Raw genomic sequence first — 14,113 nt, forward strand, 5'->3', positions numbered from 1 at the left:
ATCGAGGTGAGCTTTCTCAGTTATCAGATTGTTTTCATCTTTTCGAAGTTCTATTTCACCTAACCCTTGATCGGACACCAGGACCTGTTCCTGATCGTGTTGGAGGTCTTGTGGGACTGAAGCTGCTGCATCTTCATCTCCACGGCTTGTTTCGCTCAAAGGATCTGGAGCTTGGCCGTGACGCAGACACCGGAGGTCAGACCCTCTATGTGTTGGAACTGGCCCGCAGCCTGGCCAACCGAGCCGAGGTGGATCATGTCGAGGTCGTCACGCGTCTGATTCAGGATCGGCGCGTGTCCCTCGACTATTCCAGACCTCTAGAGCCGATTGCACCTGGTGCATCAATCCGTCGGTTCAGTTTCGGACCGCGCCGATATCTGCGTAAGGAACAGCTCTGGCCCTATCTCGATGAGCTGGCCGATCAGCTGGTTCGTCATTTTCGCGTCAGTGAAAATCGACCCGATTGGATTCACGCCCATTACGCCGACGCCGGCTATGTGGGGGCCCTGGTCAGTCGACGTTTGGGAATTCCCCTTGCCTACACAGGCCATTCCCTGGGACGTGAGAAATTGCGCCGTCTGCTTGCGGCTGGTGGAGAGCATGAACAGATCGAGCAGAATTATTCGATCAGTCGGCGCATCGATGCCGAAGAGCTGGCTCTTGCCCATGCCGATCTGGTGATCACCAGCACGCGACAGGAGCGTGATGAGCAATACGCCCGTTATGGATGCTTTAAGCCTGAGCATGCAGAGGTTGTGCCACCGGGTGTCGACAGCAGACGTTTCCACCCTCATGGCAACTCGGATGAATTCACCGAGGTTTCAGAGCTGCTGAGTTCGTTTTTGAGAGAGCCTGAACGTCAACCTCTGCTGGCCATCTGCCGTGCGGATCGGCGCAAAAACATTCCTGCGCTGGTTGAAGCCTTTGGTCGATCTGCGGTCTTGCGGCAGCGCCACAACCTGGTGCTCGTGCTGGGCAATCGTGATGATTCCCGCCAGATGGACCGTCAGCAGCGGGAGGTGTTTCAACAGATCTTTGATCTGGTTGACCGTTATGACCTCTACGGCTTCGTTGCCTATCCCAAGCACCATCGCCGTGATCAGGTTCCCGCCATCTATCGCTGGGCAGCGGCCCAACGCGGCTTGTTCGTTAATCCAGCACTGACGGAGCCTTTCGGTCTCACGCTGCTGGAGGCTGCGGCCTCGGGTCTGCCGATGGTGGCCACGGATGACGGTGGTCCTCGAGAGATTCTCAGCCGTTGCGATAACGGCCTTGTGGTGGACGTGACCGACCGGGAATCGCTCCAGGATGGATTGGAGCGTGCCGGTGCTGATCGCGATCGTTGGCGGAGGTGGAGTGACAACGGCGTGGAGGCTGTTAGCCGTCACTACAGCTGGGATGCTCATGTCTGTAGTTACCTGGCGCTGATGCAAGAGCGTCTGAAGCGCTCGAGCACGGTGACTGTTTCCTCGCAGCTGCTGGCGACACCAGCGGGTCTGAGTCCTTTCGGTTCCCGTCTGCTGCTGCTGGATCTCGATAGCAGTCTTGAACAGCCGGATCTCAAGGATCTGCAGAATCTGCGTCAACAGCTGATGGCACCTTCTGCCCAAGCTGCCCAGACAGGTTTCGGCATCGTGACCGGACGGCCTCTTGCTGCGGCCCGGCAGCGTTTCGCGGATCTGCATCTGCCTGACCCGCAGGTCTGGATCACCCAGGCGGGCACTCAGATTCACTACGGCCAGGAGGAGCAGGCGGATCGCTTCTGGCAGGCTCAAATCAGTGTTGACTGGCAACGCGAATCTGTGGAGCGGACCCTCTCCGATCTTGGAGATCACATCAAACTGCAGAAATCTGAGCACCAGGGTCAGTTCAAGGTCAGCTATCTCCTGCAGCAACCGGGCCCTTCCGTGTTGCCATTGATTCGCCAGCGTTTGCGTCAGAGCGGTCTGCCTGCAAGGCCTCAACTGCGCTGCCACTGGTTCCTAGATGTGCTGCCCATGCGGGCGTCTCGCAGTGAGGCGATTCGCTTTCTTTCGCTGCGTTGGGGTTTACCTCTGGAACACATTCTGGTGGTGGCCAGTCAGCAGGGCGATGTGGAGCTGCTCCGAGGACTGCCGGCGGCTGTTGTCACCGCCGATCATGACCCCTGCTTGGATGGTTGTCGTCATCAGCAGCGGGTTTATTTCGCCAATCGCTCCCGTCTAATGGGCGTGCTGGAGGGTCTGCAGCACTACCGCTTCCTCAGCGCACGCTCCCGACTGGATTAGTCGTTGATCTGAAGTGACACAGCACCAGCGCTGCGATCTGCTTTGGCCTGAGCATCAGCCCGTTGGTCGCCGCAAGCCAAAGCCACACCCATGCGCCGACCCGGTCGGGCCTCCTCTTTTCCGAACAACAACACCTTGGTGTCGGGTTCACTCAGGGCTGACTCCAGGCCGGTGTAACGCACCTGGCTGCCATGGCGGTCCGCGAGGATCACTCTGCTGGCTGCGGCTGCGGCACAGCGGATCGTTGGGATGGGCAAACCAAGCACAGCTCTCAGGTGCAGTTCGAATTCACTGAGGTTCTGGCTGATCAGAGTGACCAGACCCGTGTCATGGGGACGAGGAGACAGCTCTGAAAAAATCACCTCGTCGCCGCAGAGAAAGAACTCCACCCCGAACAAACCTGTTCCTCCCAGGTTGTCTGTCACCGTGCGCGCCATGGTCTGGGCTCGCTGCAACTGTTCTCCACTCAGTTGGGCAGGCTGCCAGCTGCATTGATAGTCACCGTTGGCCTGTTCGTGTCCGATCGGTGGACAGAACAACGTTGACCCGTCTCGCTGGCGGATGGTGAGCAGTGTGATCTCCTGATCAAAGCGCAGGAACTCTTCCACAATCACCTGGTTGGAGGTGCCACGTGCGTTGGCGATTGCTGCCTCCCAGGCCTGATCAAGATCCTTGGCGCTTTTCACAACGCTCTGCCCCTTTCCGGAGGAACTCATCACCGGTTTGACAACCACCGGCCAGCCCAATGGAGCTGCAGCTCGATGCAGGTCTTCGGCACTACCTGCGTAGGCGAAGCGAGCGGTGCGCAGCTTGAGCTCAGCTGATGCCAGGTCGCGGATTCGATCACGGTTCATGGTCACGGCAGTGGCACGGGCCGTTGGAATCACGGTGATGCCTTCCGCCTCCAGTTCGGCTAGGGCCTTCACGGCCAGAGCTTCAATCTCTGGTATCACCACGCTGGGTCTATGGCGACGCACCACTTCCAGCAGTGCCTCAGGCTCATTCATCGGCAGAACCTCCGCCACATCTGCCACCTGCATGGCCGGTGCCCCGGCATAGCGATCGCAGGCAATCACTCTGCAGCCCAGGCGCTGGGCGGCAATGGCCACCTCTTTGCCCAGTTCACCACTGCCCAACAGCATCACGGTGGCGGGAAACGTCGTCATGGCCTTTTTCAGGGCAGCATGGACTGATCCTCGCTCCATGCCTGATGCTCTCATCCTTGAGCTTCACTCCCGTCGCATTCACGACGGCGGGAGATGCCGCTGATGGGCTGATCTTCGGCTGGGAGATCGCCACAGTGCAGAAATGGGCCTTGATCTATCTGGGTGCGTCGCTGCTGGCGTTTGTCATCGTCTGGTTGGTTGGAGCCTTGCGCACGAGGGTCTGAGATCCATCAGCCTCACGGTTCGAGATCGTGCATCAGGGTCAGTTGGCGCTCTGCTGGCTCCTCATTCACAAATCCCCACGACTGGAAGATGTCGGCATCCGTGTGGGTGATGTGTTGTGCGCCATTGCGTTGTTCCAGCACGAATCCTCTGTCGGCCATGCGGCGCATCAGGCTGGCGGCCTCTTCGAAACGCGAGGCCATCGCCTCAAGGCTGGAGCAGTCGGAGGTCAGACCTGCTTCCTTCCAGGTGAAATAACTCATTGGTGGCCGGCTCAGGTGGGGCGGAGAACGATACCAAGAATGACCAGCCCTGCTGTTGCAAGCCAGAACATCGGCACCACAATCTGCTCGGATGTTCCAGCCAGTTCGAAATGGTGATGGAGTGGGGCCATGCGGAACACCCTGCGTCCCACACCATCCCGCCCTTTGGTCGCTTTGAACACCCACACCTGGATGATCACCGACAGTGATTCAGCGAGGAACACGCCACCCATCACCAATAGGGGCCAAAGGCTGTTGGACAGCAAGGCCACGGCACTGAGTGACGCGCCCATCGCCAGGGAGCCCGTATCTCCCATGAACACCCTTGCCGGGTTGCGGTTGTGAATCAGAAAGCCGAGCCAGCAACCGGCCATCGCCATGCAGAACGCTGCCAACGCAGGGTCACCCTCGTTGCCGCGCAGGATTAATTGCAGTCCCAGGCCCGTGAACACAAGGGCGCCACAGCCTGAGGCCAGGCCGTCCAGTCCATCGGTGAGATTGGTGGCATTGCTTTCCGCGAGGAAAACGAACAACCCCAGTGGCCAGATCAGTAAGCCGAAAGGAATGGCCATCCCGAGGGGCAGAACGACCGCCTCAGGGATCCACCCCTGCCAGGCTGACCAACCCAGAAACAGCATGGCCGCAGCACTCTGCAGCACAATTTTTCCTCTGGGTTTCAGGCCTGTGTTGGTGCGTTTGGTCAGGCTGCTCCAGTCATCAATGCCACCGATCACCATGTAGGCCAGCGTGACCAGTCCAACAGCCAGCAGTTGATCGGCGCTGCGTCCTTCCCAGCTGATCAGGCATCCCGCAATCACTCCAACGGGGACGACGAGAAGGCCACCCATGGTTGGAGTGCCAGATTTACTTTGATGCGCTTCAGGACCCTCTGTTCGGATCACCTGGCCCATCTTCAGAGCTCGCAGCCGCGGTGCTCCCCACCAGGTCACAACGGCAGAAATCAGCGTGGCCGTGAGCAGGGGCAGGCTCAGCAGGCTGTTGGGGATCCAGCGGTCTGACGCAAAGGCCACCATCACCACCACTGTGATCAACACAGCAGCGGCAACCCGGCCGTCGAGATGGGTGGATTGGTCCGCAGAAGCGCTCAAGTCCCGAAGACGAATCGCAGGGACACTAGGTCAGTCTTCCCAGTTTTCTTCGTTCTCTTCGTCAGCCTTGTAGTCCTCTTTTTCACCCATCAGCGCGGAGAGTTCCTCTTCTTCCACCGTGCTCACCTCGGGTGAATTGGACTCTTCGTCCTCCACCAGCCGACCACTGGTTTCAAGCCAGCTCAGCAGATCGGGCTCCTCGCGAAGCGGAAGCACCGGTGCAGGCTCCTTGCGTCCGTAGCGGGTGAGGGCCGGGTTGACGTTGTCGAGGGCGCTCAAGTCCGTGAGAGCTAAGGACAAAATCTTCAGAGCCAATCCTTCATCATAGAAGACCGCGCATTTCCAGTTCTTGAACAAAGCGGCACTTTTCGCTTCTGTCTGGGGAATCTCTCTACTGATCAGTGCGTTGCTGCGATTTTGGGGACAGCAACATCCTCAGCCTCTTGAGCCCAGTGCCATTCCAATCCTGGTTCTGCTGTTGATGCCTTCAGGACTGATGGCGGGATGGCTGCTGTGGTCGTCCCGCGGGAGTGGAGAATCGGAATAGTTCCGATACAGATCAGGAGTCCGCTTGATGGGACGCGCCAAGAAGGTTGTGCTCGCGTATTCCGGAGGTGTGGATACCAGTGTCTGCATTCCCTACCTCAAGCAGGAGTGGGGTGTCGACGAGGTGATCACCTTTGCTGCAGACCTCGGTCAGGGCGATGAGTTGGAGCCGATTCGTCTCAAGGCTCTGGACGCTGGTGCAAGTCAGTCCCTGGTTGGTGACCTGATTCAACCCTTCATCGAGGAGTTCGCTTTTCCAGCGATCCGGGCCAATGCTTTGTACGAGGGTCGTTATCCACTGTCCACAGCATTGGCGCGTCCGCTGATTGCCCGACGTCTGGTGGAGGTGGCACGGGAGGTTGGCGCCGATGCCGTGGCTCATGGCTGCACTGGCAAGGGAAACGATCAGGTGCGATTTGACGTGGCGATCGCTGCCTTGGCTCCTGATCTGAAGGTGCTCACACCTGCCCGTGAATGGGGAATGAGCCGTGAGCAAACGATTGCCTATGGCGAGCGTTGCGGGGTTCCCGCTCCAGTGAGTAAGAAGTCTCCCTATTCAATCGACCTCAACCTGCTGGGCCGCAGCGTTGAAGCGGGTCCGCTTGAGGATCCAATGGTTGCACCTCCCGAAGAAGTGTTTGCGATGAGCGTGTCCGTGGATGCGGCACCGTCTCAGGCTCAGGAGATTGAAATCGGCTTCGAGGCTGGTAATCCGGTGAGCATTGATGGCGTGCGGCTGGCACCGGTTGAGCTGATCCGTGAAGCCAACCGACTGGCTGGAATGCATGGCATCGGCAGGCTCGACATGATCGAGAACCGAGTGGTCGGCATCAAGAGCCGTGAGATCTATGAAACCCCCGGTCTGCTGCTGCTGATCCAGGCCCATCAGGAACTGGAGAGCCTCACCCTGGCAGCCGATGTGCTTCGCACCAAGCGTCAGCTGGAGATGCAGTGGGCTGACCTGGTGTATCAGGGCCTCTGGTTCGGACCGCTCAAGGAAGCGCTCGATGGATTCATGGATCGCACCCAGACCCACGTCAATGGCAGGGTCCGCCTTCGTCTGCACAAGGGCAATGCCATCGTCACGGGGCGCAGTTCCGGCGACAGCAGCCTCTACGTTCCTGAGATGGCCTCCTACGGCAGCGAGGATCAATTTGATCACCGCGCAGCAGAGGGTTTCATCTACATCTGGGGATTGCCCATCCGGATCTGGTCGGCAGCCCGACGCCGTTAGCAGTCAGGCAGTTGCCGGCTGAATCAGGCGGCGGTCCGATCGGACCGCCTTCGATTGTTGTGTCTTGTGCTGCGCCAGCGTTCCAGAAGGGGAATGGGGATCTCTGGCAGCGGCTTCGAGGGCTCTTCAATCAGGGGCAGAGCAGGTTCGCCCAGGATCTGTTGAGCTCGTGCCAGCAGGCGGTAACGCTCCATCAGTGGTTCCAGGCGTTGCTGAAACTTGCGCTCAAACAGGTCTGGGAGCTCGCTCAGCAGTGCTTCATAGTGATCAACCATCTCTTCAAGTTCAACGATGCGCGCTCGCAGAGCATCGTTGTCGTCTTGTTGATGTGGATCAGCCTCAACCGGCTCCGGTGATGGATCCCAGAGAGGTAATGGTGCCTGATGGTTGGCGTCGGGAGGCTGCATGACCGAACGCTATCGCTCGGTCAGCAGTTGAACAATGCCTTGGATTTAGGCGGAAGCTTCGGCTGTTTCGGGCTGTGCTGCGGGTTCAGTGCCTGGAGCCACGCGGGGAGCCGGCAGAGGTCCATCTTGCTTGACGGTGAGATAGCGGATGACGTCTTCGCTGAGGCGCATCGCCTTCTCAAGAACAGCAACCTGCTGTCCATCACCGTTGTGGCTCAGCTGAACGTAGATGCCTTCTTTGTGCTTTGCGATCGGATAGGCGAGGCGACGCTTGCCGCGCATTTGGTTGTCCAGGACATCAGCACCGGTTTCCACCAGGATGTCGCGGTACTTGGTGAGATGAGACTCGACTTCCTCTTCCGGAATGTCCGGACGAAGGATGTACATGGTCTCGTAGTAAGGCGTCTGGGTCATGGAGACAGATCCGACAGGGACTGAAGGCTCACTGCGTGAGCGACGGATTTAACAGCCTATCTCCTTGGGGTTGACAGTCTCAGTAGAGCTGCATGCGAACGGCCTGGCTCAACCCGGGAAGATCGGGCTCTCTGCCGCGGATACATTCGATCCAAGCGAAGAGCACCACGGCCAGTACGGCCACCACCACCGTGCTCGAAAGAGTGCGCAGCATCAGCCCACTGCTGAGCGGTTGCAGCAGGATGCCAAAGGCGTAGCCGAGTAGCACCACGATGATGTCCACCAGCAGGGCCTGGAGTGTGTTGAAGCGCAGGAAGTAAGGCACGTTTGAATTGCGCACCACAGCTAGAAACAGCAGGAAGAACACCAGCAGATTTCCGAAGGGGATGCCCCGTTCGAGCAGCACCAGAGGCAATGCAGGCAGCGTGAGCCACTGCATCCAGGGGAACTGACCCATCAGATGGCTACCGAAGGGAATTGCATCGCTCCAGGGCAGCACATACACCAGCAGACCCAGGAACCGTTGCCAGACGGGAATGGGCATCGCAGCCTCAACAGTGGCCTGAGCGTAGGTCGTGTGACTCAGAACGTTGATTCAGTTCGTGGATCCTTCAGGTTGAGCCTGATGTGCATCGAGGCTTCGAAGAGCGCCTTCCCGCATCTGATCAACCGGCACATCCGTTCGACCTGACCATCGACGCAGGGCGGCAGCTCCCTGTTGAACCAGCATTTCCAGTCCATCGATGGTGCGGCATCCGCGCTGTTGACCCAGTGCAAGCCAAGGTGTTGATCGTGGCGTGTAGATCAGGTCGTAGAGGGTCACGGATGCATCAACACCTGCCCAGAGATCACTGCCGAGAGGCATGGCGTTGTCATCTCCATGGCCCTGCATTCCCACAGGAGTGGTGTTCACTACAAGCTTCGAACGCTGCAAGACCCTGCTGAGCGCGTCCGGATCGAAGCTCATGGCGATCAACGGCGCGCTGTCGCTGCTCTGGCCTGCACGCAGGTCGTTCAGAAAGTCATCCAGCGCACCAGAGCGTCTGCCGGCGACATGGATTGCGGTCAGTGGAAGTTGCTGCAGCCCGGCCACCACGGCTCGGGCGCTGCCACCGCAGCCCAGCACGACTGCTTCGGCATCCTGCCACTGCTCTGCTTGCATCTGTAGTGGCGCCAGAAAACCCTCCATATCAGTGTTGTGGCCATGCCAGCCGCCTTCTTTGAAGGGTGTGAGCGTGTTCACGGCACCGAGTCGTTCAGCGAGGGGGCTCAGCTCTCGGCAGAGACCCACCACCTGCTGCTTGTGCGGAATGGTCACGTTCAGGCCGCGGCACCCCACGGCTTGCAGTCCGTTGAGCACTGTCTTCAGATCATCAGCCCTACAGGGCAACGCCAGGTAACGCCAATCGAGATCCATCGCCTTCAGCGCGGCGTTATGCATCACAGGTGACAGGGAATGGCTCACGGGCTGTCCGAGCAAGCCGATCAGTCCTGTGGTTCCGCTGATCATTGCCATTCGCGCAATCCTGCTCACCAGCCTGCTGCGTCATCGGCCTGTTCGGGAACCACACCTCGCCTGGAGGCATTGCCTCTGCCGAAGATGCAGTGGATCTAATCAGTTACTAAGCGGAGCAAGGAGGCACGGATGGGCAAGGTTGTCGGCATCGATCTCGGAACCACCAACAGTTGTGTGTCGGTGATGGAGGGAGGCAAGCCCACCGTGATCGCCAATGCCGAGGGCTTCCGCACCACGCCATCGGTGGTGGCCTATACCAAGAACCAGGATCAATTGGTGGGTCAGATCGCCAAGCGTCAGGCGGTCATGAATCCCGATAACACCTTCTATTCCGTGAAGCGTTTCATCGGCCGTCGGGTTGATGAGGTGAATGAGGAGTCGAAGGAAGTGAGTTATTCGGTTGAGAAGGCTGGATCCAATGTGAAGGTGAAGTGTCCGGTTCTCGAGAAGCAGTTTGCCCCTGAGGAGGTGTCCGCCCAGGTGCTGCGCAAGCTGGCAGAAGATGCCGGCAAGTACCTCGGAGAGTCAGTGACTCAGGCAGTGATCACCGTTCCCGCCTATTTCAATGATTCCCAGCGTCAGGCCACCAAGGATGCGGGCAAGATTGCCGGTCTTGAGGTGCTGCGCATCATCAACGAGCCCACCGCAGCGGCTTTGGCTTACGGGCTCGACAAAAAGAGCAATGAGCGGATCCTGGTCTTCGACCTCGGTGGTGGAACCTTCGACGTGTCGGTTCTCGAGGTTGGCGACGGCGTTTTTGAGGTTCTGTCCACCTCGGGTGACACCCACCTCGGCGGTGATGACTTTGACAAGGTGATCGTCGATCACCTGGCCGACACCTTCAAGTCGAATGAAGGCATCGATCTGCGTCAGGACAAGCAGGCTCTCCAGCGCCTCACCGAAGCTGCTGAAAAAGCCAAGATTGAACTTTCCAGCGCCACCCAGAGTGAGATCAATCTGCCGTTCATCACGGCCACCCCAGAAGGGCCCAAGCATCTCGACCTCACCCTGACCCGTGGCAAGTTCGAGGAGTTGGCCTCCAAGTTGATTGACCGCTGCCGTGTGCCTGTTGAGCAGTCGCTCAAGGACGCCAAGCTGTCGTCCGGTGAGCTGGACGAGATTGTGATGGTTGGTGGTTCCACCCGGATTCCGGCGGTGCTCGAGCTGGTCAAGCGAGTCACCGGTAAGGATCCCAATCAAACTGTGAACCCTGATGAGGTGGTGGCCGTGGGTGCTGCCATCCAGGGCGGCGTGCTCGCCGGTGAGGTGAAGGACATCCTGTTGCTGGACGTCACCCCTCTTTCTCTGGGTGTGGAGACCCTCGGCGGTGTGATGACCAAGATGATCACCCGCAACACCACGGTGCCCACCAAGAAGTCTGAGACCTACTCCACTGCTGTGGATGGTCAGACCAACGTGGAGATTCACGTGCTCCAGGGTGAGCGCGAGATGGCGTCCGACAACAAGAGCCTTGGAACCTTCCGTCTTGATGGCATTCCCGCTGCTCCCCGCGGTGTGCCTCAGATTGAAGTGACCTTCGACATTGATGCCAACGGCATTCTCAGCGTCACCGCCAAGGACAAGGGCAGCGGCAAGGAGCAATCCATCTCCATCACCGGAGCCTCCACCCTCAGCGACTCCGAGGTGGAAACCATGGTCAAGGATGCTGAAGCCAACGCCAGCGCTGACAAGGAGAAGCGCGAGCGCATCGATCTCAAGAACCAGGCTGAAACCCTCGTTTATCAAGCTGAAAAGCAAATGGAGGAGCTGGGCGACAAGGTCGATGCAGATGCCAAGACCAAGGTGGAGGAGAAGCGCACCAAGCTCAAGGAAGCCACTGAGAAGGAGGATTACGACGCGATGAAGCCCCTGCTTGAGGAACTGCAGCAGGAGCTTTACACCGTGGGAGCCTCTGTGTATCAGCAGGCTGGTGCTGAAGCCGGTGCTGCTCCCGGTGGCGACTCAGGCGCAACTCCGGGAGGGGGTTCTGGATCTGGTGAGTCCGGCGATGATGTGATCGACGCTGAATTCACGGAATCCAAGTGATTCTTTAAGGCCAATCACACGTGGACTGAATCCTCGTGTTTTCTTCCCTGTCTGATCACAGACGGGGTTTTTTGTTGCATCAAAAAGGGAGCATTCGCTCCCTCTTGATTTGCAAGTTGGTCTAGACGCAGTTGATCGAGAGGCTGAGATCGTTCAGCTGATGGAATCGGCTGCGGCTTTGGATTGGTTCACCACATCAGGTGGCAATGAGACGTAGCCCAGCTCGGGAGCCTGCGACTGTGCTTCTTCGGACAGCATGTAGTTGAAGGTCTTCTTCAACATTGTCGTTTTGTCGTCGTTGCCAGTTTTGTAGGCCAGCACCCAGGTGAAGGTGACGATCGGATAGCCCCCTTTGGGATTGGGATTACCTCCGATCAGATCGGGGCCGAGGTCAATGGAACCCAGAGCTTCGCTAGCCGTGGCATTGGTGGGCTTCACCTGTTCACCCGAAGCGTTCTGCACCGCAGCGGCCTGCAGATCACCCTTCACATAGGCCAATTCCACATAACCGATGCCTCCAGCGATTTGGTTCAGCTGGGCGGAGACACCCTCATTGCCTTTGGCTCCAACACCGGTTGGCCATTTGACCGATTTGTCGGCACCAACATCCTTTTTCCACTCAGGGCTAATGGCTTCTAGATGTTTCGTGAAGTTGTAGGTGGTGCCGGAGCCGTCGGAACGGTGAACAACGTTGATCGCCTTGTCATCACATCCGAGTTCGTTGTAGTTCGTGATCTGCCCGAGAAAAATCCCTGCCAGTTGCTTTTGGGTGAGTGATAAATCGCAGCCGGGGTTGTAGTAAGCCACGGCGATCGCCCCGGCGGTCATTGGGATTTGCACCACACCGCGACTCACCTTGGCGATGGCTTCGGGCTTCATCGGCTTGTCGGATGCGCCGAAATCGACGGTTTCTGCGGTGAATTGACGGACACCAGCACCCGAACCCACTGACTGGTAATTGACATTCACACCTTGGGACGACAATCCCTGAAACCATCGCTGGTAAATGGCTGCAGGGAAGGAAGCGCCTGCTGCGGAGAGCTGGCCCTGGACTTTTTCATCACCACCACCACCTGTGGAGCAAGCAGCCAGGCTGAGTCCTGCGGCCACACCCGAGATGACAGTCAGCGTTCTCGTGAGAAAAGAGCGTTGCATGAACTCTTCTAGAAAAATCGTTGGAGAGTGAAGAACACTCGGATTGAACTTATTGCAATGCGAGGAGACCCGATTTAAGGGTTGGTTATCGATTGTTTATTAACGTGTTGGCCAACCCATTCAGCGGTTGCGGGTGTCAGCAACACGCCGTTGCGGTAGTGCCCTGATGCCAGCAGCAGCCCAGGTTCGAGCTCTTCCAACAGTGGAGCAGGTCGTTCTCGTGGTCGTGCACGCAAGCCATGCCATTGGCCGAGCAGCTGGGAGTCTTCCAGCCATGCCGGGGCTAGGTCGTTTAACCGTTTCATGGTCTCGATGGCTGCGCGATCCGCGTTCACGCCAGGCTCCAGCGTGGCTCCGATCCACAGGCGATCCTGTCCGTGCGGAATCAGATTGATGCCGCCGCAGGTGAGCACTGCTGGCCATCCTGACCATGGCTTGGCTGGCTTGTTGAGCTGAAGTTCAAGCACCTGTCCGAGCACGGCATTCATGGGACGTTGATGCCCAAGGCTCTGCAGCAGTTTGGTGCTGCCCAAAGCAGAACAGATCACCACCCCATCGAAGTCGTCGATCCCTCCATCTGCAGTGAGGAGGCGCCACTGGCTCCGATCTGAGCTGCTTTGCCGCAGCAGTTCCACAACTTCTGTCGCTTGAAGTTCGATGTTGTGCTCAACAAGGCTTCGTCTCAGGGCCCGAAGCAGCTGCAGCGGATCGATCCGTCCATCACGTTTCGACAGCATCGCCCCATGACCAGCCTGTGGCCATGGCGGATCAGCCTGCTCCAGCTTCTCGTTGGTGATGAACTGCAGTCCTGAATCGGGTCTTGCATCCGCAAGCTGTTGCATCCGCTGTGCCTCGTCGGCACTGCCTGCGAGTTGGATCAACGGAGTCTCCAGCTGCAGCGGCGACTCCGGATGATTCAGTTGCTCAACCCACGACGGCCAAAGCATCATGCTGCGTTGACGCAGCCTCCAGGCCCGGCCGCTTGAACGGCGGAAGGCATGGCCCATCAGCACGCCCAGAGATGCGGTGCTGCCATTCAGATCACGATCAGCTGGCTTGGATGGGATCGGCCTGGCCAGCAATGGGTCCGCGAGCAAAACGCTGTGCCCTTGCCCAGCAAGATGCCAAGCGGTGCCGGTGCCGGTGACTCCAGCACCGATGACGGCGATGGAGGCGATCAGCTCAAAGCCTGCTCGGGGATGACTGCTGCGTAATTGGTGAAGCCTGATTCCAGCTCGTCGAATGACTTCTGAAGTTTGCCGTCGTCCTGGAGACGAGCGGCTTCATCGAGATCAGCCATGGCGTCCTTCAGGGACGTCGCCAATTTGTTGGCTTCTGCTCTGTCCTGGGGAAGCAGCCGTTGATTGATGTACAGCATTTCGCGACCCACTTCCTGCATGGGGCCATGGATCAGGTTGCGTGTGAAGGTCCAGTCACGTTCGTCAACAAGCTTGGCCAGTTCAGGCAGTCGGTCCCTGGCAGCCGTGAAGCCTTCCACCTGCCGGCGGATCACAGCCATATCTTCAGGGCTGATGGTTGCTGGATTGGCATTGGCGCTGCCATCACAAGCTGCGAGGCCGAAACAGAGGGCGAGGCAGAGGCAGAAGGCGGCCAGGCGGCGCAGGGCACTCAGCATCGGAGTTCACAAGAATCGTGGCGACTGTAACCGCCATCTAAATTTGATTGAAACACCATCGTTACGAGTGCTCTCATGCGGGTGGACAGGGTGCCGTTGGCTTCCGTCCACAGACCTCCTAGCGATTTCTTG

General features: G+C 58.5%; 16 protein-coding genes. 5 read left to right on the top strand and 11 right to left on the bottom strand.

Translation table 11 applies throughout. From position 1 onward, the window contains the following. The first annotated feature begins 110 nt into the window (after positions 1-110). Positions 111-2,267 carry an HAD family hydrolase gene (locus DXY31_RS00670; RefSeq protein ID WP_114990618.1) on the top strand — a complete coding sequence of 719 codons (2,157 nt, stop codon included), beginning with the start codon at positions 111-113 and terminating at the stop codon, positions 2,265-2,267. Here DXY31_RS00670 and purT read toward each other — a convergent pair. Next, positions 2,264-3,433, bottom strand: a complete 1,170-nt coding sequence (gene purT / locus DXY31_RS00675) for a formate-dependent phosphoribosylglycinamide formyltransferase (RefSeq protein ID WP_114991081.1) — start codon at positions 3,431-3,433, stop codon at positions 2,264-2,266. The two genes, DXY31_RS00670 and purT, sit on opposite strands and share 4 nt — an antisense overlap. Positions 3,434-3,477: 44 nt before the next feature. Between purT and DXY31_RS00680 the strand changes: the two genes are divergently transcribed. After that, on the top strand, positions 3,478-3,657 hold the full coding sequence (locus tag DXY31_RS00680; RefSeq protein WP_114990623.1) for a cytochrome B6: 180 nt from the start codon (positions 3,478-3,480) through the stop codon (positions 3,655-3,657). Positions 3,658-3,669: 12 nt separating this feature from the next. Here DXY31_RS00680 and DXY31_RS00685 read toward each other — a convergent pair whose 3' ends face one another. From DXY31_RS00685 to DXY31_RS00695, 3 genes are all read right to left on the bottom strand, one after another. Next, positions 3,670-3,918: a hypothetical protein gene (locus DXY31_RS00685; RefSeq protein WP_114990626.1), complete on the bottom strand. Its 249-nt coding sequence runs from the start codon at positions 3,916-3,918 to the stop codon at positions 3,670-3,672. Between the two features lie 11 nt (positions 3,919-3,929). Further along, positions 3,930-4,973, bottom strand: coding sequence for a phospho-N-acetylmuramoyl-pentapeptide-transferase (gene mraY / locus DXY31_RS00690; protein ID WP_371638944.1), 1,044 nt, complete (start codon positions 4,971-4,973; stop codon positions 3,930-3,932). Positions 4,974-5,057: 84 nt separating this feature from the next. Beyond that, on the bottom strand, positions 5,058-5,342 hold the full coding sequence (locus DXY31_RS00695; RefSeq protein WP_244279413.1) for a DUF3134 domain-containing protein: 285 nt from the start codon (positions 5,340-5,342) through the stop codon (positions 5,058-5,060). Between the two features lie 34 nt (positions 5,343-5,376). On the opposite strand from DXY31_RS00695, the gene DXY31_RS00700 reads away from it, so the two are divergent. Next, positions 5,377-5,574 (top strand): hypothetical protein, encoded by a 198-nt coding sequence (locus DXY31_RS00700; RefSeq protein ID WP_244279414.1) that lies wholly within the window; start codon positions 5,377-5,379, stop codon positions 5,572-5,574. A 27-nt stretch (positions 5,575-5,601) separates the two neighbouring features. Continuing rightward, positions 5,602-6,807 (top strand): argininosuccinate synthase, encoded by a 1,206-nt coding sequence (locus DXY31_RS00705; RefSeq protein ID WP_114990634.1) that lies wholly within the window; start codon positions 5,602-5,604, stop codon positions 6,805-6,807. 23 nt (positions 6,808-6,830) lie between these two features. On the opposite strand, the gene DXY31_RS00710 is transcribed toward DXY31_RS00705, so the two are convergent. The 4 genes from DXY31_RS00710 to DXY31_RS00725 form a co-directional block, all read right to left on the bottom strand. After that, positions 6,831-7,214, bottom strand: a complete 384-nt coding sequence (locus DXY31_RS00710; RefSeq protein WP_114990637.1) for a hypothetical protein — start codon at positions 7,212-7,214, stop codon at positions 6,831-6,833. 45 nt (positions 7,215-7,259) lie between these two features. Continuing rightward, complete coding sequence (gene rpsF / locus DXY31_RS00715; protein WP_066908700.1) at positions 7,260-7,628, bottom strand: 30S ribosomal protein S6; 369 nt, start codon at positions 7,626-7,628, stop codon at positions 7,260-7,262. 79 nt (positions 7,629-7,707) lie between these two features. Beyond that, positions 7,708-8,172 carry a Tic20 family protein gene (locus DXY31_RS00720; RefSeq protein WP_114990642.1) on the bottom strand — a complete coding sequence of 155 codons (465 nt, stop codon included), beginning with the start codon at positions 8,170-8,172 and terminating at the stop codon, positions 7,708-7,710. 51 nt (positions 8,173-8,223) lie between these two features. Further along, positions 8,224-9,138 (bottom strand): shikimate dehydrogenase, encoded by a 915-nt coding sequence (locus DXY31_RS00725; protein ID WP_114990646.1) that lies wholly within the window; start codon positions 9,136-9,138, stop codon positions 8,224-8,226. A 135-nt stretch (positions 9,139-9,273) separates the two neighbouring features. Here DXY31_RS00725 and dnaK point away from each other — a divergent pair, with 135 nt between their 5' ends. Continuing rightward, complete coding sequence (gene dnaK / locus DXY31_RS00730; RefSeq protein WP_114990650.1) at positions 9,274-11,190, top strand: molecular chaperone DnaK; 1,917 nt, start codon at positions 9,274-9,276, stop codon at positions 11,188-11,190. Positions 11,191-11,343: 153 nt separating this feature from the next. Here the strand turns inward: dnaK and pstS are convergent, their stop codons facing one another. From pstS to psbQ, 3 genes are all read right to left on the bottom strand, one after another. Further along, complete coding sequence (pstS, locus tag DXY31_RS00735) at positions 11,344-12,345, bottom strand: phosphate ABC transporter substrate-binding protein PstS (protein ID WP_114990654.1); 1,002 nt, start codon at positions 12,343-12,345, stop codon at positions 11,344-11,346. A 74-nt stretch (positions 12,346-12,419) separates the two neighbouring features. After that, a complete protein-coding gene (locus tag DXY31_RS00740) occupies positions 12,420-13,574 on the bottom strand; it encodes an NAD(P)/FAD-dependent oxidoreductase (RefSeq protein ID WP_371638947.1) in 1,155 nt (384 codons plus the stop codon). Next, positions 13,523-13,981, bottom strand: coding sequence for a photosystem II protein PsbQ (psbQ, locus tag DXY31_RS00745; RefSeq protein ID WP_114990661.1), 459 nt, complete (start codon positions 13,979-13,981; stop codon positions 13,523-13,525). The genes DXY31_RS00740 and psbQ overlap by 52 nt, the downstream gene beginning before the upstream one ends. Positions 13,982-14,113: the final 132 nt, after the last annotated feature.

The organism is Synechococcus sp. UW179A, assembly GCF_900473965.1.
Classification (GTDB): Bacteria; Cyanobacteriota; Cyanobacteriia; order PCC-6307; family Cyanobiaceae; genus Synechococcus_C.